The following is an 18,580-nucleotide window of genomic DNA, read 5'->3' as shown; positions in this document are numbered from 1 at the left end:
CTCAGGCGGCGGGCGGCTCGGGTCGGGGACGGGGCGAGGGCACCTCCGGGACGTCCGGCCGCAGCCGGGCCAGCAGCTTGCGGCGTTCCTCGGCGAAGGCCGGGTCGGCCCGGTAGTCGGAGTGCCCGAGGATCGGCGCGGGCAGCGGCAGGAGATCGGTGCGGCCGTAGGCGAGCGGGTCCCGCAGGGGGACGTGGTCGACCTGCGGGCCGCGGTCGCCGGGCAGGCGCACCGGGCCGCCGATGGGGTCGGTCAGCCGGTACAGGTTCCGCCAGCAGTCGACGTCCCGGTGCAGGGAGCTGAGCGCGGCGAGTCCGAAGTGCGCCGGGAACCAGCGGCCGTAGAGGCGCTCCAGAGGTGAGCCGTAGGTGAGCAGTGCGACCCGTTTGCGGGCGGACGGGGCGAGTTGCCAGGCCGCCGCGGCGGCGAGCACGCTGCCCTGCGAGTGGCCGGAGAGGACCAGCCGTCCGCCGGTGACACGGGTCCAGGTCGCTATCCGCCAGGTCAGGTCGGGCACCGCGCGCTCGGCGTAGCAGGGCGGGGCGAAGGGGTGGGAGGCACGCGGCCAGAAGGTGCCGACGTCCCACAGGATGCCGATGGTGCGGCGGGCCGCGGCGTCCTTGTAGGCGCGCCGGCCCCAGGTGACGAAGAGTATGAAGCCGAAGCCGATGAGCCAGGAGCCGAGCGCCTGGGCGGTCTCGGCGGCGCCGTGGACGACGGGGTAGGCGCCCTGCGCGGCCTCGCCCGGGGTTTCGTCGGTGACCAGGGCGCCCACCAGGGCTCCGGCACCGAGCAGCAGCGTGGCACCTGAGGTGACGGCCACGACGCGGGGTCCCCGGTCGGTGAGCGCGGCCATCGCCCGGGTGTAGGCGATACGGCGGGTGCGGGCGGGGTCCAGGTCCTCGTCCGGGTAGTCGAGTGCCACGGCGGTCCGCTCGGCCCGGGCGAGTCGCCAGGCACGATGGCCCAGCCAGCCGATGAGCCCCAGCAGGACGACGAGCAGCGGCGGGATCACGGACGCCTGCCAGGTCAGCAGGACCGGCGGGCCCTCGATGGACGCTCCGGTGCCGTCCAGCCAGTCGGACACGCGCTGGGACACGCCGCCGGACATCACCCCGCCCAGTGCGCAGGCCAGCATCGCCACGGCCGGTCCGCCCAGGCCCCGCAGCACCGCCCGCCGGTCGGGGTCGGTGCGGTGGAGAACGTGGGCGACGACACCGAGGACGATCACGAGCAGGCCCTGGACCAGGGCGATCCCGCCGAAGGTCGTGTCACCCGGCAGTCTGCCGTGCGACGTCCACCCGGGGCGCTCCCATCCGGCGTACAGCAGGGCGAGGGCGAGCAGGACGAGCGCCGCGAGCGGCAGACGCCGTACTAAGCGCTCGTCGAGTTCCCGGTCCAGCCGTTTCTCGCTGCGGCCCCGGCGGCACACCACCCACACCACGGCGACCGCGCAGGCCGCGAGGGCCGCTTCCAGGATCAGCCCCAGGGTGTCGAGGACGGCGGGGCCGCCGGGCCGGCGGTCGTGGCGGGCGGCGGCGCTGCCGACCGCTGCGGCGACCGTGATCAGGCCGGCGGCGGTGTGCGCGGCACGCAGGCGCGCCACCAGCCGGCGTCCGTACCAGAACCCGGGCCGGCCGAGTGCCGTCGGGCCGCCGTCCGCTTCGGGCTCGGGGGCGCGTTCGATGGGCTGCTGGGACTCGTAGTCGCTCCACGTACGCCGGGACAGGTACCACAGCAGGAGGGTCAGGGCGGTGGGGACGGCCGCGGCGAGGGCGAGCCTGCGGCCCGGGGCGCTCCACCAGCCGCCGTCCGAGACGGTGGGTGAGAGGAAGCCCAGCCAGGTGTGGCGGTCGGCGCAGGCGGCGGTGCCCGCGCACTGCCAAGCCGCCAGATCGAGGGCGACCTCGCAGGCCGCGGCGACGAGCAGCACCGTCAGTGTGAGCCCGGCGAGCCGCACCAGGAGGCCGTACAGACGCACGGCGCGGCGGCGGCCGTGGGCGGTGGGGCGCATCCAGTGGGCGAGGTTGACGACCATGAAGGGCAGCAGCAGCAACCACAGGGCGCGGGTGCCGTTGCCGGAGGTGAGGTTGCACCAGACGTACGCCTCGGGCACCGGTCCGTCGCGGCGGCGGTCGTCGGGGCTGTGCTCGGCGTCGACGTCGTCGGCGCGCCGGAAGACGGCCGCGGTGTCGTCGCCGGTGATCCGCACCGTGCGCGGATCGTTGAGCATCTCCTGCGGCGTGGTCCCGCCCACGCCGTGGACCAGGAGTTCCAGTGCGGTCCCGGTTTCGCCGGGCCGCGCGGCGGGACCGTCCGGTCCGCCGGTCGACGCATGTTCCCGCGCACGTTCCACTGATTCGCACTTCCCCCGTGACACGCCGTCGGCTCCGTCCGTGCGGGCACAAGGATCTCCACTTCCGCGGCGGCGTACACCTCCTGTCACGGAATCTCCCCGATCCGTGATGAACCGCGGCGAAGCATGAACCACGGGTGACATGTGCGCGACGAGCAGTCGGTGGCGCTCCCCGCCCCGCGACATGCGAGGATGAGACGTCCTCGCACCGGAGCCAGGAAGAATGTCCCAGTCGGAGCCGGTGTGGGGCGTGTCGGACGGCATTGAGGCGAAAGGACCGGAGCGTACGTGAGCGAGAATCAGAACCTCCTCGCGGAGCAGCGGAGATCCCTGATCCTCGACGAGGTCCGCCGCCGGGGCGGTGTCCGGGTCAACGAGCTGACCCGCAAGCTCGGCGTGTCGGACATGACGGTCCGCCGCGACCTCGACGCGCTCGCCCGCCAGGGCGTGCTGGAGAAGGTGCACGGCGGCGCGGTCCCGGTGGTCGAGGCGAGTACGCACGAACCGGGCTTCGAGGCCAAGTCCGGCCTGGAGCTGACCGCCAAGGAGGACATCGCGCGCGCCGCGGCCAAACTGGTCGCGCCGGGCGCGGCGATCGCCCTGTCGGGCGGTACGACGACCTTCGCGCTGGCGCACCAGCTGCTGGACGTCCCGGATCTCACGGTGGTCACCAACTCGGTGCGGGTCGCCGACGTGTTCCACGCGGCGCAGCGCACCTCGGGCCCTCGGCAGGGCGCGGCCACGGTCGTGCTGACGGGCGGGGTGCGCACGCCCTCCGACTCGCTCGTGGGCCCCGTGGCCGACCAGGCGATCGCGGCGCTCCACTTCGACCTGCTGTTCCTCGGGGTGCACGGCATATCGGTCGAGGCCGGTCTGTCGACGCCGAACCTCGCGGAGGCCGAGACGAACCGGCGGCTCGTCCAGTCCGCGCGCCGTGTGGTCGTGGTCGCCGACCACACCAAGTGGGGCAAGGTGGGCCTGAGTTCGTTCGCCTCACTGGAGCGGATCGACACGCTGGTCACGGACGCCGGTCTTCCGGAGGAGGCACGCGGGGTGGTCGCCGAGCACCTGCGGCGCCTGGTGGTGGCCGGGGAGCCCGAGGACGGTACAGACAGCTGACGGAGCGCCAGCTAGGGTGACCCTCCACGGTCTCGACCGCTTCCGTCCAGGAGGGCTTCGTCCATGGCTCGTCGACTGCGCCCGGTGGAGCTCGACTTCGTCGGGACCGCGCCCGTTCGGCACGTTTTCGGCCGAGGGGTCTCCGCTCCGGTGGAGCAGGTCTACGACGCGCTCGCCGACGTGCCCGGCTGGACCGAGTGGTTCCCGCGGGTGACGGCAGCCCGCCCGGTCGACGCGGGCTCGGGGCGCGACATCACGCTCACCGGTGGCATCCGGTTCCGCGAGTCGCTCATCGCGGCGGAGGCGCCCGAGGTGTACGCCTATCGCGTCGACGTCACCAACGTGCCGGGCGTGCGGGCGATAGCCGAGGAATGGCGGCTCGCGCCGGTCGGCGGCGGCACCCGGGTGCGGTGGACGTTCGCCACCGACGGGACGGCGGCCTACCGGCTGGCGATGAAAGCGGTGCGCGGGGGCCAGGCGCGCGCGTTCCGGGACGCCATGACGGCACTGGACCGGCGGCTGAACGCCTGAGGGCCGTACTCAGTCGCGCCAGACGCCCGTCCTCAGCAACGAGTCGATCATGGCCGTGTACGGCTCGATGTCCAGCCCCTGGGCCGCCAGCCAGGCGTCCGAGTAGTACTTGTCGAGATACCGGTCCCCCGGGTCGCACAGCAGGGTCACGACGCTGCCCCGCCGCCCCTCCGACACCATCTCCGCGACGATCTTCAGCGCGCTCCACAGCCCCGTGCCGGTCGAGCCGCCCGCCTTGCGGCCGATGGCGCGCTCCAGGGCCCGTACGGCGGCGACGCTGGCCGCGTCGGGCACCTTCATCATCCGGTCGATCGCGCCGGGCACGAAGCTCGGTTCCATTCGGGGCCGGCCGATGCCCTCGATGCGGGAGCCGCAGTCGCAGGTGACGTCCGGATCGCCGGTGGTCCAGCCCTCGAAGAAGCACGAGTTCTCCGGGTCGGCCACGCAGACGCGCGTGTCGTACTGCATGTAGTGGACGTAACGCGCGAGGGTCGCGGAGGTGCCGCCCGTGCCCGCCGTGGCGACGATCCACGCCGGCTCGGGAAACCGCTCCAGGCGCAGCTGACGGAAGATGGATTCGGCGATGTTGTTGTTCCCGCGCCAGTCCGTGGCCCGCTCGGCGTAGGTGAACTGGTCCATGTAGTGGCCGCCGGTCTCGGCCGCGAGGCGGGCGGACTCCTCGTACATCGTGCGAGGGTCGTCCACGAAGTGACACCGGCCGGAGTGGAACTCGATGAGGCGGATCTTCTCGGCGCTCGTCGTGCGCGGCATGACGGCGATGAAGGGCACGCCGATCAGCTTCGCGAAGTACGCCTCGGAGACGGCCGTCGAGCCGCTGGAGGCCTCGATGACGGGGCGGTCCGGCCGGATCCAGCCATTGCAGAGGCCGTAGAGGAAGAGGGAGCGGGCGAGGCGGTGCTTGAGGCTGCCGGTGGGGTGGGTCGACTCGTCCTTCAGGTACAGATCGATGCCCCACCGCTCGGGCAGGGGGAACTGGAGCAGATGCGTGTCGGCCGAGCGGTTGGCGTCGGCCTGGACTCTGCGGACGGCTTCTTTGAGCCACGCCCGGTAGGCGGCGTCGCTGTGGTCGACGTCGTGGGTCACGCCGGTCCGGGTCTGCTGGGGAGTGCTCACGAGGGGGCTCCTAACGCTGCGCGCCGTCGACGCGCCGCGCGGCCGACACCTCCGATCATAAGCACCTTGCGCACGCTTCTCACCTGCATAAACGCTTCTTTGAGCCCCTCAAAGCGCCCCCAGGGGCAGGGCCGGTGCAAGGGGGCGCGCAGACCGGGGGGCGCATGGGCGGGCATGCTGCGGGCGCCCCCCGGCGAGGGGCTCGCGGGCACTGGTGCTCGCCGCCGGGCGGAGGCAGACTGCACGGCGGGACCAAGGCCCCGGCGGGCGACCGCGGGGGTACGACGCACCGTCCGGAGCCGGCTTCCGGGTACGGGCACCTCGTCCCCGCGGCGGGGGTGCGGCGGACAACACCGTGCGCTCGGGCCGACGTTCGGGCCGGGCCGGGCGCACCACCCCCGAGGGGACCGCGGGTCCGGACGGGGCACACTGGATCAGGACACGAGCCCGTACCGGGCGTCGCGCACGGCGCGCCGGTACACCGAGACGCACCAGGGGGCGGGTGGCATGGGAGAACCGGAGTTCAGGGCCACGGGCGTGCGGATCGGGAAGCGGCTGCGGTCGCTCACCCGGGCCGGGCAGGTCCGGATCAGCGACGGCAGGCTCGAGCTGCTGACCAGCTACGGCAGTGAGATCGACAGCGCGCCGGTGCAGGCCGTGCGTGCCTCCAAGCCCTGGTTCGGCCCCGATGACCGGGCCACGGCGGATCTCAACGGCAATCGGTACCTGCTCACCCTGGGCGATCACGACCCCGCACCGGGAGAGCCGGGCCCGCCGGCCGCGCGGCGCTTCATCGAAGCCGTGCGCCGGGCGTCGGGGCGTGGCGGCTGAGATGTCCGCGACTTGCGGTACCTCATCCCCTGCGCCACTCTGGTCTCACGTCACTCTGGGTTTACCGGCGATAACGCTGCGAACCAGCCCGCCGGCCACGACAGCAGGCGGCAGCGTCACGCAGGCGCCCTGCTGGATCCGAACTCCGTGTTCTTCCGGACCTCACGTCGGGGAGTCGCAGCCGTGATCAGCTACCCAAGCAGGCACTGCACGGTGGAGCTCCAAGCCCTGCCGTCGCGGATCGGCCAGGTCCGCAGAATCGTATCTGCGCAGTTGCGCTACTGGCATCTCGACCCCCTGATCGACCGGGCCTCGCTCGGCGTGACGGAGCTGTTGTCCAACGTCCACCGGCACGCCCAGCCCGACAAGACGTGCACCGTGGAGATAGAGCTGCTGCTCGACCGGCTCACCGTCTCGGTGCGCGACGGCGATCCACGGATGCCCGTGGTCGACGACGCCGAGCCGCTGGCGACCTGCGGACGCGGGCTCGCCATGGTGGCCGCCATGAGCGAGAGCTGGGGCGTCCGGCCGGACGGCGAGTCCGGCAAGGTCGTGTGGTTCACGCTGCCGACGTCCCCTCCCGTGGTGACGGCGCCGCCGCTTCGGTCGCGGCGCACGGCCCAGGAGAAGCCCGCGCGCAGGTTCGCCGAGGTCGGGGCTTCCACCGACGGGCTCCGGCCCGACCATGCTCCCGCCCGGTCCGCCGTTGCCGGCTGACCGGGCGGTGACCACCGTTCCTCCGGGGGTTCCGGGCGCATGCGCCACCGGGTACGCCCCCGGGGCGCACGTCACTCCGTGGCGACGGCCCGCCGTACGTCCGGGCGTGCCGCACGCCGGGCCGGACGCGGTCCCGCAAGAGGGCCGGCCGGGGTGTCGAGGCCGGGCGGTCCTCTTGCTCTTGGGGTACTGGCCGAGGTGTCGAGGCCGGCCGCGCCGTGCATCAGGGCGGACGGGCCGGAGCCAGAGGGCCCCGCGACCGCGGTGAAGCGGCCGGAAAGGTCACGGTCACGCCGTCGAGGGACGGCGCGTACGGCGGTGTCGCCTCCGCCGTACGGCTTCACCGCGCCGACGACCCGGGCGGCGGGCCGCGTGGTCGTCGGGGCGGTCGTCGTGGTCGTGCCGCGCCTTCCTTGCCGGCCGGATCTGGCTTTTGACGGGCCGTCACTCGTCCATCACGCCACGGACTGGCGGATGCCGGACGCCGTACTCGCCCTCGCCGAGGCGGGGTTCGGCGGCCGGCTGCTGCTGGGCGCGGACACCACACGGCCGCCGCCCGCTCGGTGAACGGCGGCCCGGGGATGCCCGTAACTGCTGCGCCGGGTGCCCCCCGGCTCGCCGACGCCGTCGGCGAGGAGCCGGTGGGGCGCATCCTCACCGAGAACGCGGGCCGGGCGTTCGGGGTGGAGTGCCGCTGACCGGTGGCACCGGCGGCCTCAGCCGCCGGCCTGGTCGCTGTCCTTCATCGAGCCCCAGCCGTGCCAGCGCTCGACGTCGATCCAGGCGCTGACCCGGGGGCGGAAGCGGTCCGGATAGGGCTCGCCGGTGTAGTGCCGGGCGAGGAGGTCGATGTCGGCCAGGTTCTCGTCGTCGTACATCTCGGCGACGCGGCCGATCAGGGTGACGTGGGTGTACCAGTCGTCGCCGACGAGGACGGTGAGGGTGACGCGCGGGTCGCGGCGCAGATGTTTCAGACGCACCCGGCCCTCGTCGAGGTTGATCAGCACCCGGCCGTCCTGCCACACATACCAGGTGGCGGTGGAGACGGGAGCGCCGTCGGAGCGCAGCGTGGCCATGACGCACGGGTTGGGCCGGCTCAGCAGGGCCTCGGCCTCGGGCGGCAGTGGCGGCTTGGACATCTGGGGAACCTCCTAGGCGTCGGTCTTCTCGTCGAAGCTGGCGAAGTAGGCCGCCGCCATGTCCTCGTCGGCGTGGCCCTGGGCGGCGGCGCGCTCCATGCGGGCGGCGGCCGCTTCGGCGACATCCAGGCGTACGCCGTTGTCGGCGCCGGCCTGGACGATCAGCCGGGCGTCCTTGGCGGCCGTGGTCACCGCGAACTGGGGCGGGGTGAGCCTGTCCTGGAGAACGAGATCGGACTTGGCGCGCAGATAGCCCATGTCGAGCGGACCCCCGGCGACGAGGTCGAAGAAGCCGTGCGGGTCGACACCGAGGGCCTTGGACAGGGCGAGGGCTTCGCCGGCGGCGGCCGTGACGGCGAGGACCCAGCTGTTGGCGACGAGCTTGAGGCGGGTCGCGCCGCCCGCCGCTCCGTCCTCGCCCGACCAGACGGTACGGGCGCCGACCGCTTCGAACACCGGTGTGACCCTCTCCCGCCCTTCGGTGGGGCCGGCCGCGAGCACGGTCAGCTTCCCGGCCTCGGCGGGCTGGCGGGTGCCCAGGACGGGGGCGTCGTAGAAGACCAGGCCGTGCCGGTGGGCGAAGGCGGCCAGTTCGGCGACATCCTCGATGCCCGCGGTGGTGGACTGCACCCAGGCGGTGCCGGGGCGCAGGGCGGGGACGGCCTCGCGCATGGTGTCCAGCGCGGCCGGACCGTCGTAGAGCATGGTCAGGACGACGTCGGCGTCCTGGACGGCCTGCGCGGGGGTGTCGGCGATGCGCACGCCCTCCGCGGCCAGCGGCTCGGCCTTGGCCCGGGTGCGGTTCCAGGCGTGGACCGTGTGCCCGGCGCGGGCGAGGTTGCGGGCCATCGCGGCGCCCATGATGCCGGTGCCCAGGACGCTCACGGTGAGCTTGTCGGTCATGTCTGCTTCCTCGGTGGTGCGGTGCGGGCGGACTGCCCGCGGACCAGCCTGCCCGCTCGGCGACGAACCTTCCCGCAGGCGGCGCGGACAAGCCTGATACCCGTGGGGTCAGGATCTCCGGAGCACGCCCGGACCGCGCTCACCCCCGCGCGGTCAGCGCTCGGAGCGGATCGTCCAGGACGGGCTGCCAGGCCAGTTCCGCCGCGCCGACCAGGCTGTTGTGGTCGAGCGTGCACGGCAGGATGGGGACGCCGCCGCTCTGCCCCCACAGGCTGCGGTCGGCCACGACCGCGCGCAGGCGGCCCGGGTCGGCGTCGAGGAGGGTGCGGTGCAGGCCGCCGAGGATGATGCGGTCCGGGTTGAGGATGTTGACCAGGCCCGCCAGGCCCAGACCCAGACGGTCGATCAGGGCCTCGGCGGCGGTGCGGACGCCCGGGTCGTCGTAGTGGTGGCGGATCAGGTCGATGGACTGCTGGAGCAGGGACACCTCGGGGCCGGGTTCGCGCCCGGCCTGCGTGAGGAAGGCCAGCGGGTCGGTCTCGACGTCGAGGCAGCCGCGGCCGCCGCAGTGGCAGGGGCGGCCCTCGGGGTGCACGGTGAGGTGCCCGACCTCCAGCGCCAGGCCCGAACTGCCCCGGTGCAGGCGGCCGTCGAGGACGAGCGCGCCGCCGACACCGCGGTGACCGGTGGCCACGCACAGCAGGTCGCGGGCGCCGCGGCCGGCGCCGTGCCGGTGCTCGGCGATCGCGGCGAGGTTGACGTCGTTCGCGGCGAACGCGGGCCCGTCGACACCGGCCGCGCGCACCTGCTCGGCGAAGATGTCCCGGACCGGCGCACCCGCAGGCCACGCCAGGTGGAGGGGGTTCAGCGCCAGACCCTCGGGTTCGGCGACGGCGGACGGTACGGCGAGACCCGCGCCCACACATCGCAGTCCGGTCTCGCGCAGCAGCTCGGCACCGGCCGCGACGACCGAGGCGAGCACCTTGGCCGGGTCGGCGTCGACGACCTCGCAGCCGGGCGCGGTGGCGACGATCCGGCCGCCCAGCCCGACCAACGCCGCCCGGAAGCCGTCGGAGTGGACCTGCGCCGCGAGCGCGACGGGCCCGTCGTCGGCGACGGCCAGCCGGTGGGAGGGCCTGCCCTGCGAGCCGGCCGCCGCGCCGGGCCGGGCGTCGACCCGGATCAGCCCGAGCGCCTCCAGCTCCGCGGCGACCGCGCCGGCCGTCGCCCGGGTCACCCCGAGCTCGGCGGTGAGGACGGCCCGGGTCGGCGCGCGTCCGGTGTGCACGAGTTCCAGCGCCGGTCCGAGCGCTCCGCGCCCCCGGTCCAGCCGCGTCCTCGGCATGCTCCCGTCCCCCGCCTGCCGGGGGTCCGCCTTCCCGCTCATGAGGGCGAGTCTCCCATGATCCGCCCGGTGGTGGCCCGGCGTGCCCGCCGGGCGCCGGGGTGTCCGCGGAGTCCCGCCCGCCGCGACGCCCGTGAACACCCCCTTGCACACCTCTCAGAGGCCACTGACCCGGAGTGTGATGTTGAGCCGGCCCGTCAGGCCCAGCCCCGGCGGTGCCGTGCCGGGGTGGACGCGGGGGACGCCGTGGTAGGCGAGGCGGGCAGGTCCTCCGAAGACGAAGAGGTCGCCGCTGCGCAGTTCGATGTCGGTGTAGGGCCGCGTGCGCGTCCGCGTGTTGCCGAAGCGGAAGACGCAGGTGTCACCGAGGCTCAGCGACACCACCGGCGCGTCCGACTTCTCGTCGCTGTCGCGGTGCATGCCCATGCGGGCGTCGGCGTCATAGAAGTTGATCAGCGCGATGTCGTAGTCCGGAGCGGGTCCTCCCACGGTGTCGCGGACCGCCCGGCGGCCCAGTTCGCCGAGCCACCGCGGGAACGGCTTCACCGGGGCGTCGTCCCCGTCGGCGACCGTGCGGGCGTAGCCGTACGGGTACCAGTGCCAGCCGAGGCAGACCTGCCGGGCGGTCATGGTGCCGCCGCCCGGGGTGCGGACGGTGCGCAGGCCGGCGGGTGGCCGGGCCCACCCGCGGCAGGCGGCCAGCAGTGCCCTCTGTCGTTCCGCTTCCAGCCAGTCGGGCAGGTGGACGGCACCGGGCGCCACCTGCGTACGGGCTCTGGGAAACAGCTCGGCGTCCATGCCTTCCATGGTGCCCGACCCGTCCTGAGCTGCGGCTCGGCTAGCCTGGTCGCACGATGAACGACCGTATGACGACGCCGTGGGGCGAGCCGGCGCTGACCCGTTTCCCCGAGGACCCGCGCGACAGGCTGCGCGCCTGGGACGCCTCGGACGAGTATCTGCTGCGGCATCTGGCCGAGGAGCGGGTGCCGCTGGACGGCACGGTCGTGGTCGTCGGGGACCGTTGGGGAGCGCTGGTCACGGCGCTCGCGGCGCACGGGCCGGTGCAGATCACCGACTCCTACCTCGCGCGGGAGGCGACCCGCGCCAACCTCGCGCGGGCCGGGGCCGAGCCGGGCGCGGTCCGGCTGCTCACCACGCAGGACCCGCCGCCGGAGCGGGTCGACGTACTGCTGGTGCGGGTCCCCAAGAGTCTGGCGCTGCTGGAGGACCAGTTGCTGCGTCTGGCGCCGGCCGTGCACCCGGGGACGGTCGTCGTCGGCACCGGCATGGTGAAGGAGATCCACACCTCGACGCTGCGGCTGTTCGAGCGGATCCTCGGCCCGACCCGCACCTCGCTGGCCGAGAAGAAGGCCCGGCTGATCTTCTGCACGCCTGATCCGGCGCTGGAGCGGCCCGGCAGTCCGTGGCCGTACGTCTACGCGCTGCCGGACGACGTCGGCCCGGCTGCGGGCAGCACGGTCGTGAACCACGCCGGGGTCTTCTGCGCCGACCGGCTCGACATCGGGACGCGGTTCTTCCTGCGGCACCTGCCGGACGGCCGGGGCCGCCGGGTGGTGGATCTGGGGTGCGGCAACGGCGTGGTGGGCACGGCGGTGGCGCTCGCCGATCCGAACGCCGAGGTGCTGTTCGTGGACGAGTCGTTCCAGGCCGTGGCCTCGGCGGAGGCGACGTACGAGGCCAACGGCGCGCCGGGGCGTGCCGAGTTCCGGGTCGGCGACGGGCTGGCGGGCGTGCCGTCCGGCAGTGTCGACCTGGTCCTCAACAACCCGCCCTTCCACTCCCACCAGGCGACGACCGACGCCACGGCCCGGCGGATGTTCACCGGGGCGCGGCGCGCGCTGCGGCCGGGCGGCGAGCTGTGGGTGGTCGGCAACCGGCACCTCGGCTACCACGTCACGCTGCGCAAGCTGTTCGGCAACAGTCAACTGGTCGCGAGCGACCCGAAGTTCGTGGTGCTGAAGGCGGTCAAGCGCTAGCGGCGCCGAGGGTCCGCAGGGTTGTGGCCACCGCCCGTGTCATCGCCTCCCGCGCGAGGGTCAGGTAACCGCGCGGGTCGACCGCCTCGGGCCGCTCGGTGAGGAACTCCCGGATCGCGCCGGTCAGTGCGATGTTCAGGGCGGTGCCGATGTTGACCTTGGCGATGCCGCCCGCGACGGCCGCCGTGAGTTCGCCGTCCGGTAGGCCGGAGGAGCCGTGCAGGACGAGCGGGACGTCCAGTGCGGCCGACAGGCGTGTGAGCAGGGCGTGGTCGAGGGCCGCCGTGCGGGTGGTCATGGCGTGGGAGCTGCCGATGGCGACGGCCAGGGCGTCCACGCCCGCGTCGGCGACGAACGCCCGTGCCTCCTCGGGGTCGGTGCGGGCGCCGGGGGCGTGCGCGTCCAGCGGGGGGCTGCCGTTCTTTCCGCCGATCTGGCCCAACTCGGCCTCGATCCAGAGCCCGTGGGCGTGTGCCCAGTCGACCGCCGCCCGGGTCGCGGCGAGGTTCTGCGCGTAGGGGAGCCGGGCCGCGTCGTACATCACGGAGCTGAAGCCGGCGTCCGCGGCCCGGCGCAGCAGTGCGTCGCTCCGCACGTGGTCGAGGTGCAGAGCGACGGGGACGGCGGCGTGTTCGGCGGCGGCGACGGCTGCTCGGGCGAGCGGAAGCAGTTGTCCGCCGCGAAACTTGACCGCGTTCTCGCTGACCTGGAGGACGACGGGGGCGTGCGCGGACTCGGCGCCCGCGATGACGGCCTCGATGTGTTCCAGGGTGATGACGTTGAAGGAGGCGACGGCCGAGCCGGCCGCGGCGGCGCGGGTGACGAGGTCGCCGGTGGTGGTCAGGGGCACGGGGTCTCCCGGGTCAGGGCGCGAGGATCACCGAGCGCGTGAGGTGGCGCGGGCTGTCGGGGTCCAGCCCGCGGGACGCGGCGACGGCGACCGCGAGGCGCTGGGCGCGGATCAGTTCGGCGAGCGGGTCGAGGCGCCCGGCGATCCACAACGCGCCGGTGCCGCGCACCTGTTCGGCCAGTCCGTCCGGCGCGTCGCCCAGCATCCAGGTCGCCGTGCCCGTCGTGCTGACGCTGATGGGACCGTGCCGGTACTCCATGGCCGGGTAGGACTCCGCCCAGGCCAGCGCGGCCTCGCGCATCTTCAGCCCGGCCTCGTGGGCCAGACCGACGGTCCAGCCGCGCCCCAGGAAAGTGAACTGCCCGCATTCCACCAGTCGTTCGGGCAGCGGTTCCGTCAGGGCCGTACGGGCGTCGGTGACGGCCGTGTCGGGGTGGAGGCCGAAGTGGGCGCGGAGCAGAGTGAGGGCCGTGGTCGCGAACCGGGTCTGGACGACGGAGCGTTCGTCCGCGAAGTCCAGGACGGCGAGGTCGTCGGCGGCCGTCCGCACGGGTGTGTCCGGGTCGGCGGTGACCGCGGTGGTGGCGGTGCGGCCCCGCAACCGGCTCAGCAGGTCCAGGACCTCGGTCGTGGTGCCGGAGCGGGTGAGGGCGACGACCCGGTCGTAGCGGCGGCCGTGGGGGAACTCGGATGCCGCGAACGCGTCGGTCTCGCCCTGGCCCGCGCCCTCGCGCAGGGCCGCGGCCGCCTGCGCCATGAAGTACGAGGTGCCACAGCCGACGATCGCGACCCTCTCCCCCGGCACCGGCAGCACTTTCGCGTACCGGGCCGCCTGGGACGCGGCGCGGGCCCAGCATGCGGGCTGGTCTGCCAGCTCGTCCTCGACATGCGTCATACCGCACCCTCCGTTCTGATTTTTCCTGCACGATATAGCCAGCCTTCGAGCATCATCAAGCATTCGGCCGGATCGGGTGCGCTAGGGTCGCCGGAAATGGAGAGGTGGAGGTCCTGATGTCGCGCGACGCCCGCTGGAAGGCGCTGCTGGAACTGCTCGTGGAGCGCGGCCGGCTGGACGTCGAGGACGCGGCGGCGGAGCTCGGGGTGTCGGCGGCGACGATCCGCCGTGACTTCGACGGGCTCGCCGAGCAGCAGATGCTCGTGCGCACCCGGGGCGGGGCGGTCGTGCACGGCGTCTCCTACGAGCTGCCGCTGCGCTACAAGACGGCCCGCCACGCCTCCGAGAAGCAGCGCATCGCCAAGGCGGTGGCGGATCTGGTGGCGCCGGGCGAGGCGGTCGGGCTGACCGGGGGGACGACCACGACCGAGGTGGCACGGGCCCTGGCCATGCGCGGGGACCTGACCTCCGGGTCGCCCGCCCTGACCGTCGTGACGAACGCGCTGAACATCGCCAACGAACTGGCCGTACGGCCTCAGTTCAAGATCGTGCTGACCGGCGGGGTGGCACGGCCCCAGTCGTTCGAGCTGGTCGGGCCGCTCGCGGACGGGGTGCTCGGGCAGATCACCGTCGACGTGGCGGTGCTCGGCGTCGTCGCCTTCGACGTGACCCACGGCGCCGCGGCGCACGACGAGGCCGAGGCGGCGATCAACCGGCTGCTGTGCCAGCGGGCGGAACGGGTGGTGGTGGCCGCCGACTCCAGCAAACTCGGGCAGCGGGCGTTCGCCCGGATCTGCGCGGTCGAGGCGGTGGACACGCTGGTCACGGACACGGCGGCCGACACGCAGACAGTGCGGCGGTTCGAGGAAACCGGGCTGCGGGTCGTCACGGTCTGACGGTGAGGGCCCGACAGCGACGCTCCGACAGCGCACGTCCGTCGGCGGTTCTAGGCTGGGGCTGAGGCGCCTACCGGGCAGGGAGGCCGTCATGGGCGGAGCGGCACGGGACCGGGGCGTGGCGAGCGGCCGGCGGTATGTACCGATCGCCGAGCACGGGCTGATCGGCGATCTGCGCAGTGTGGCCCTGGTGGGCACCGACGGCACGATCGACTGGTACTGCTGCCCGGCCTTCGACGCGCCGAGCGTGTTCGCGGCGATCCTGGACGCGGAGCGCGGCGGCTGCTTCGAACTGGCGGCGACCGTGCCGGCGCGGACCAAGCAGTTCTACTTCCCCGACACCAACGTCCTGATCACCCGGTTCTTCACCGAGGACGGGGTCGGCGAGGTGCAGGACTTCATGCCGGTCGGCGGCGGGCCGGCCGAGGCGGAGCGGCACCGGCTGATCCGGCGGGTGGTGTGCGTGCGGGGCTCGATCCCCTTCCGTACGCGCGTGGCGCCCCGGTTCGACTACGGCTCCCTGCCGCACACCCTCCGGCTGACCGGGGACACGGCGGTGTTCGAGACGGAGGGGATGGCGCTCGCGCTGACCGCGACGGTGCCGCTGGAGGCCGACGGCCCGGACGTGCGCGGCGACTTCAAACTCTCCGAGGGCGAGTCGGCGGTGTTCGCGCTGGACAAGGTCGGCGGCGACGTGGCGCCCCGGAGGTGCGCGCGCACGGAGGCCGAGGAGCAGTTCGAGGCGACGGTGGCGTACTGGCGGCACTGGCTGGCGGCGTCCCGGTACAAGGGCCGCTGGCGGGAGATGGTGCACCGCTCGGCCCTGACGCTGAAGCTGCTCACCTACGCGCCCACCGGGGCGATCGTGGCCGCGCCGACGACGAGCCTGCCCGAGGAACTCGGCGGCGAACGCAACTGGGACTACCGGTACGTGTGGGTGCGGGACGCGGCGTTCTGCGTCTACGCCCTGCTGCGGCTGGGCTTCAGCGGCGAGGCCGAGGCCTTCATGCACTTCGTGACCCGGCACATCAGCCCGGGCGACGGCAAGCGCTCCGGCCCGCTGCAGATCATGTACGGCATCGACGGCCGCGCCGAGCTGCCCGAGCGCACCCTGGACCACCTGGAGGGCCACCACGGCTCCGCGCCGGTGCGGGTCGGCAACGCGGCGGCCGATCAGCTCCAGCTCGACATCTACGGCGCGCTGATCGACTCGATCTACCTGTACGACAAGTGGGCCAAGCCCATCTCCAGCGGTCAGTGGGACGACGTGTGCGCGCTGGTGGACTGGGTGTGCCTGCACTGGGACCAGCCCGACGAGGGGATCTGGGAGACGCGGGGCGGGCGCAAGAACTTCCTGTACTCGCGGCTGATGTGCTGGGTGGCGATCGAGCGGGCCATCCGGATGGCCAACCGGCGCGGCCTGCCCGCGGACCTGCCGCGCTGGCGGGAGTGCCGCGACACGATCTACCGGCGGATCATGAGCCGGGGCTGGTGTGCGCGGCGCGGGGCCTTCGTCCAGCACGAGGAGGGTGACGTGCTGGACGCCGCCGTGCTGATGATGCCGCTGACGAAGTTCATCGCCCCGACCGATCCGAAGTGGCTGTCGACGCTGGACGTGCTCACCGAGGAGCTGGTGTCCGACTCCCTGGTCTACCGCTACGACCCCCGGTCGAGCCCGGACGGGCTGCGCGGCGACGAGGGCACGTTCTCCATCTGCTCGTTCTGGTACGTCGAGGCGATGGTGCACGCCGGCCGGATCGACGAGGCGCGCCTGGCCTTCGAGAAGATGCTGACGTACGCCAACCATCTCGGCCTGTACGCCGAGGAGATCAGCCACACCGGGGAGCAGCAGGGCAACTTCCCGCAGGCGTTCACCCACCTGGCGCTGATCAGCGCGGCGTTCAACCTGGACCGGGCGCTGGGCTGACGCTCCGTGCCCGTGGCCGTCCTCCGCATGCCCCCGGGGGGTCGGGTGCGGCCACCGCTTCCCCGGCGCGGACCTGGCCGCCTCCGGCCTGCTCACCCCGATGATCGCGGGTGCGGCCATGGCCTTCTCGTCGGTCCTCGTGGCAGGCAACTCGCCGCGGCTGCGGGCCTTGCGGGCCGCGGACCGGGACGTCGGCGGATCAGCGGTGGCGCCACACCAGGGTGTAGCGCCACAGCAGACGGCGGCGCAGACGGACGCCGGGTAGTACGGCCCGGGCCTCGCGCACGATCTCGGGGAAGGTGAGGTCCGGCGCACGGGTGGGGGCGGTCATCGAGACCGGCCGGGGTGCCGGGCGGCCCCGGTTCTTGAACAGCGCCATGACGACGTTGAGCGGGAGGGACGCGATGCCGAGCAGATGGTCGACCGGCGTCGACTCCCGGGCCACGCCGACGATCACCAGGGTGCCCCCCGGGGCGAGACGGTCGCGGAAGGACTCCAGGGCCTCGGTGAACGGCAGATGGTGGACGACGGCGACGCAGGTGATGACGTCGTACGACCGCTCACCGAGACCGGTCAGCGCGTCGGCCGCCGTGTAGGTCACCGGGGCCGTCGCCGGGGTCAGTTCCCGCGCCCTGGCCGTGATCTGCGGATCGGCGTCGATGGCGTGCACGCGTTTTGCCCGGACGGCCAGCAGCCGGGACAGGTCGCCACTGCCGCAGCCCACGTCCAGGGCGCTCCCCACCCGCCCGGGTAGCTGCCGCAGGATCCAGCGGTGGAAGTGGGCGTTGTGGTCCCAGGGGCGGGCGGCGTGGAAACGCTCCAGTGCGCTCAGCACGCGGCGAGACAGGGGTGACATGCGCTCAGTGTCCCTGCTCACCGCCGGTGGCCGTCCGCCGTCCGGGCACTCGGGAGGTACCGGCCCGCAGGGGCGCCGAGCGTGCGCCGGGCGTGAGCCGGTACCGTGCTGGGGAAGGCCACTGCGGGGAGAAGCACATGACCGATCCGACGACCACAGACGCGGACGCCCCCCGTCCGCTCCGAAACGCCGAGGACTTCACGGAGGGACGCGACCGGCTCCTGGGCGCCGTGTTCGGCGATCTCAGGGCCGTGGACGGCGCGTTGTACGCGGCGGTGGCCGCCACCCCCACGCCGACCCTGGACCGGACACTGCGCCACCTGTCGCACGCGGCCGATCACTCCAAGATCTCGTTCGCCATCGCCGCCGCCCTGGCGCTGGCCGGGAAGCGGCCGCGCAGGGCCGCCCTCGTCGGCGTCGGCGCGATCGCCGTGGCCTCGGCCTCCGCCAATCTGCTCGGCAAGCGCCTGGTGCGCCGGGCGCGGCCCGACCGCGAGGCGGCCCGGGTGACGGTGGACCGGCACGTCAAGATGCCCACCTCGGCGTCGTTCCCGTCCGGGCACACGGCGTCGGCGGTCGCGTTCGCCACCGCCGTGGGCGTGGTCTTGCCTCCCGCCGCGGTACCGCTCGGGGCGCTGGCGAGCGCCGTCGGCTACTCCCGTGTGCACACCGGCGTGCACTACCCGGGCGATGTGGCGGCGGGGGCGGTCCTCGGAATCGCCAGCGCCGCTGCGGCGCTGGCGGCGGCAGCGGCCACTCCGTCGGCGCGGACACAGGCCCTCCTCGCGGCGGCTGGTTCCTGGCCGCGGATCAGCGTCGCCGGCGCCCTGCGCGGGTGACGCGCGGCCGGGCCGGTGAAGGGGGCTCAGCCGGGCCCGCCCGGCTGTACTGACGAACGCGTACGCGGCTCGGGCGGCCCGGTGCGCACCGGGCCGCCCGCCCAGGTGCTGGAGCCGGACCCGCTGGTCCGCGTCCGGCCGGAGAGCCCCGAGGCCTGTCGGCGGGAGCATCACCGGTCCTGGTGACGGTGGCGAGGGCCCTGGGCACCCCAGCGGCCCCTGGATGTTCGGTTAGTGCCGCGGCA

At 73.7% G+C, this 18,580-nt stretch carries 17 protein-coding genes and 1 pseudogene; 9 read left to right on the top strand and 9 right to left on the bottom strand.

Features of this window, described 5'->3' with window-relative positions:
- Position 1: 1 nt before the first annotated feature.
- Entirely contained in the window at positions 2 to 2,356 is a 2,355-nt protein-coding gene (locus QNO09_RS05395; protein ID WP_283968891.1) for a hypothetical protein, read from the bottom strand.
- A 288-nt stretch (positions 2,357 to 2,644) separates the two neighbouring features.
- On the opposite strand from QNO09_RS05395, the gene QNO09_RS05390 reads away from it, so the two are divergent.
- Complete coding sequence (locus tag QNO09_RS05390; RefSeq protein WP_283968890.1) at positions 2,645 to 3,475, top strand: DeoR/GlpR family DNA-binding transcription regulator; 831 nt, start codon at positions 2,645 to 2,647, stop codon at positions 3,473 to 3,475.
- Positions 3,476 to 3,538: 63 nt separating this feature from the next.
- Positions 3,539 to 4,006: an SRPBCC family protein gene (locus tag QNO09_RS05385; protein WP_283968889.1), complete on the top strand. Its 468-nt coding sequence runs from the start codon at positions 3,539 to 3,541 to the stop codon at positions 4,004 to 4,006.
- A 9-nt stretch (positions 4,007 to 4,015) separates the two neighbouring features.
- Here QNO09_RS05385 and cds1 read toward each other — a convergent pair whose 3' ends face one another.
- Positions 4,016 to 5,140 (bottom strand): L-cysteine desulfhydrase Cds1, encoded by a 1,125-nt coding sequence (cds1, locus tag QNO09_RS05380; protein WP_283968888.1) that lies wholly within the window; start codon positions 5,138 to 5,140, stop codon positions 4,016 to 4,018.
- 507 nt (positions 5,141 to 5,647) lie between these two features.
- Here cds1 and QNO09_RS05375 point away from each other — a divergent pair.
- The 3 genes and pseudogenes from QNO09_RS05375 to QNO09_RS05360 form a co-directional block, all read left to right on the top strand.
- Positions 5,648 to 5,971, top strand: a complete 324-nt coding sequence (locus QNO09_RS05375; RefSeq protein ID WP_283968887.1) for a hypothetical protein — start codon at positions 5,648 to 5,650, stop codon at positions 5,969 to 5,971.
- A gap of 183 nt (positions 5,972 to 6,154) precedes the next feature.
- Entirely contained in the window at positions 6,155 to 6,688 is a 534-nt protein-coding gene (locus QNO09_RS05370; protein ID WP_283968886.1) for an ATP-binding protein, read from the top strand.
- Positions 6,689 to 7,114: 426 nt separating this feature from the next.
- Positions 7,115 to 7,386 (top strand): annotated as a pseudogene (locus QNO09_RS05360) (phosphotriesterase family protein); the annotation flags it as partial.
- Between the two features lie 18 nt (positions 7,387 to 7,404).
- Here QNO09_RS05360 and QNO09_RS05355 read toward each other — a convergent pair.
- The 4 genes from QNO09_RS05355 to QNO09_RS05340 all read right to left on the bottom strand — a co-directional run bounded on the left by QNO09_RS05355 (position 7,405) and on the right by QNO09_RS05340 (position 10,873).
- Complete coding sequence (locus QNO09_RS05355) at positions 7,405 to 7,827, bottom strand: PPOX class F420-dependent oxidoreductase (RefSeq protein WP_283968885.1); 423 nt, start codon at positions 7,825 to 7,827, stop codon at positions 7,405 to 7,407.
- A gap of 12 nt (positions 7,828 to 7,839) precedes the next feature.
- Positions 7,840 to 8,730: an NAD(P)-dependent oxidoreductase gene (locus tag QNO09_RS05350; protein ID WP_283968884.1), complete on the bottom strand. Its 891-nt coding sequence runs from the start codon at positions 8,728 to 8,730 to the stop codon at positions 7,840 to 7,842.
- Positions 8,731 to 8,869: 139 nt separating this feature from the next.
- Positions 8,870 to 10,117 carry an ROK family protein gene (locus QNO09_RS05345; protein WP_283968883.1) on the bottom strand — a complete coding sequence of 416 codons (1,248 nt, stop codon included), beginning with the start codon at positions 10,115 to 10,117 and terminating at the stop codon, positions 8,870 to 8,872.
- 114 nt (positions 10,118 to 10,231) lie between these two features.
- The gene (locus QNO09_RS05340) at positions 10,232 to 10,873 is read right to left on the bottom strand and encodes an alpha-ketoglutarate-dependent dioxygenase AlkB family protein (RefSeq protein WP_283968882.1); all 642 of its coding nucleotides are present in this window, start codon (positions 10,871 to 10,873) and stop codon (positions 10,232 to 10,234) included.
- A gap of 68 nt (positions 10,874 to 10,941) precedes the next feature.
- On the opposite strand from QNO09_RS05340, the gene QNO09_RS05335 reads away from it, so the two are divergent.
- Complete coding sequence (locus tag QNO09_RS05335) at positions 10,942 to 12,072, top strand: methyltransferase (protein ID WP_283969182.1); 1,131 nt, start codon at positions 10,942 to 10,944, stop codon at positions 12,070 to 12,072.
- On the opposite strand, the gene QNO09_RS05330 is transcribed toward QNO09_RS05335, so the two are convergent.
- Together QNO09_RS05330 and QNO09_RS05325 are read right to left on the bottom strand one after the other, a co-directional pair.
- Positions 12,062 to 12,922, bottom strand: coding sequence for a class II fructose-bisphosphate aldolase (locus tag QNO09_RS05330; protein WP_283968881.1), 861 nt, complete (start codon positions 12,920 to 12,922; stop codon positions 12,062 to 12,064). The two genes, QNO09_RS05335 and QNO09_RS05330, sit on opposite strands and share 11 nt — an antisense overlap.
- Before the next feature lie 13 nt (positions 12,923 to 12,935).
- Complete coding sequence (locus tag QNO09_RS05325; RefSeq protein ID WP_283968880.1) at positions 12,936 to 13,817, bottom strand: SIS domain-containing protein; 882 nt, start codon at positions 13,815 to 13,817, stop codon at positions 12,936 to 12,938.
- Between the two features lie 116 nt (positions 13,818 to 13,933).
- Here QNO09_RS05325 and QNO09_RS05320 point away from each other — a divergent pair, with 116 nt between their 5' ends.
- Positions 13,934 to 14,713 (top strand): DeoR/GlpR family DNA-binding transcription regulator, encoded by a 780-nt coding sequence (locus tag QNO09_RS05320; protein WP_283968879.1) that lies wholly within the window; start codon positions 13,934 to 13,936, stop codon positions 14,711 to 14,713.
- Between the two features lie 91 nt (positions 14,714 to 14,804).
- A complete protein-coding gene (locus QNO09_RS05315) occupies positions 14,805 to 16,640 on the top strand; it encodes a glycoside hydrolase family 15 protein (protein ID WP_283968878.1) in 1,836 nt (611 codons plus the stop codon).
- 199 nt (positions 16,641 to 16,839) lie between these two features.
- On the opposite strand, the gene QNO09_RS05310 is transcribed toward QNO09_RS05315, so the two are convergent.
- Positions 16,840 to 17,496, bottom strand: a complete 657-nt coding sequence (locus QNO09_RS05310) for a class I SAM-dependent methyltransferase (RefSeq protein ID WP_283968877.1) — start codon at positions 17,494 to 17,496, stop codon at positions 16,840 to 16,842.
- Positions 17,497 to 17,633: 137 nt separating this feature from the next.
- Between QNO09_RS05310 and QNO09_RS05305 the strand changes: the two genes are divergently transcribed.
- Positions 17,634 to 18,335 carry a phosphatase PAP2 family protein gene (locus QNO09_RS05305; protein WP_283968876.1) on the top strand — a complete coding sequence of 234 codons (702 nt, stop codon included), beginning with the start codon at positions 17,634 to 17,636 and terminating at the stop codon, positions 18,333 to 18,335.
- The last annotated feature ends 245 nt before the right edge of the window (positions 18,336 to 18,580 follow it).

This window comes from Streptomyces sp. 378, from assembly GCF_030124145.1.
In the GTDB taxonomy this organism is placed as follows: domain Bacteria; phylum Actinomycetota; class Actinomycetes; order Streptomycetales; family Streptomycetaceae; genus Streptomyces.
The sequence above is the reverse complement of the archived record's forward strand: the minus strand, read 5'-3'. Positions and strand labels throughout refer to the sequence as shown.

What these genes read in the sequence shown, in the direction of transcription:
- QNO09_RS05385 (WP_283968889.1), top strand. Translation starts at nt 3,539, where the DNA reads ATGGCTCGTCGACTGCGCCCGGTGGAGCTCGACTTCGTCGGGACCGCG.
- QNO09_RS05375 (WP_283968887.1), top strand. Translation starts at nt 5,648, where the DNA reads ATGGGAGAACCGGAGTTCAGGGCCACGGGCGTGCGGATCGGGAAGCGG.
- QNO09_RS05355 (WP_283968885.1), bottom strand. Translation starts at nt 7,827, where the DNA reads ATGTCCAAGCCGCCACTGCCGCCCGAGGCCGAGGCCCTGCTGAGCCGG.
- QNO09_RS05350 (WP_283968884.1), bottom strand. Translation starts at nt 8,730, where the DNA reads ATGACCGACAAGCTCACCGTGAGCGTCCTGGGCACCGGCATCATGGGC.
- QNO09_RS05345 (WP_283968883.1), bottom strand. Translation starts at nt 10,117, where the DNA reads ATGAGCGGGAAGGCGGACCCCCGGCAGGCGGGGGACGGGAGCATGCCG.
- QNO09_RS05340 (WP_283968882.1), bottom strand. Translation starts at nt 10,873, where the DNA reads ATGGACGCCGAGCTGTTTCCCAGAGCCCGTACGCAGGTGGCGCCCGGT.
- QNO09_RS05335 (WP_283969182.1), top strand. Translation starts at nt 10,942, where the DNA reads ATGACGACGCCGTGGGGCGAGCCGGCGCTGACCCGTTTCCCCGAGGAC.
- QNO09_RS05325 (WP_283968880.1), bottom strand. Translation starts at nt 13,817, where the DNA reads ATGACGCATGTCGAGGACGAGCTGGCAGACCAGCCCGCATGCTGGGCC.
- QNO09_RS05320 (WP_283968879.1), top strand. Translation starts at nt 13,934, where the DNA reads ATGTCGCGCGACGCCCGCTGGAAGGCGCTGCTGGAACTGCTCGTGGAG.
- QNO09_RS05315 (WP_283968878.1), top strand. Translation starts at nt 14,805, where the DNA reads ATGGGCGGAGCGGCACGGGACCGGGGCGTGGCGAGCGGCCGGCGGTAT.
- QNO09_RS05310 (WP_283968877.1), bottom strand. Translation starts at nt 17,496, where the DNA reads ATGTCACCCCTGTCTCGCCGCGTGCTGAGCGCACTGGAGCGTTTCCAC.
- QNO09_RS05305 (WP_283968876.1), top strand. Translation starts at nt 17,634, where the DNA reads ATGACCGATCCGACGACCACAGACGCGGACGCCCCCCGTCCGCTCCGA.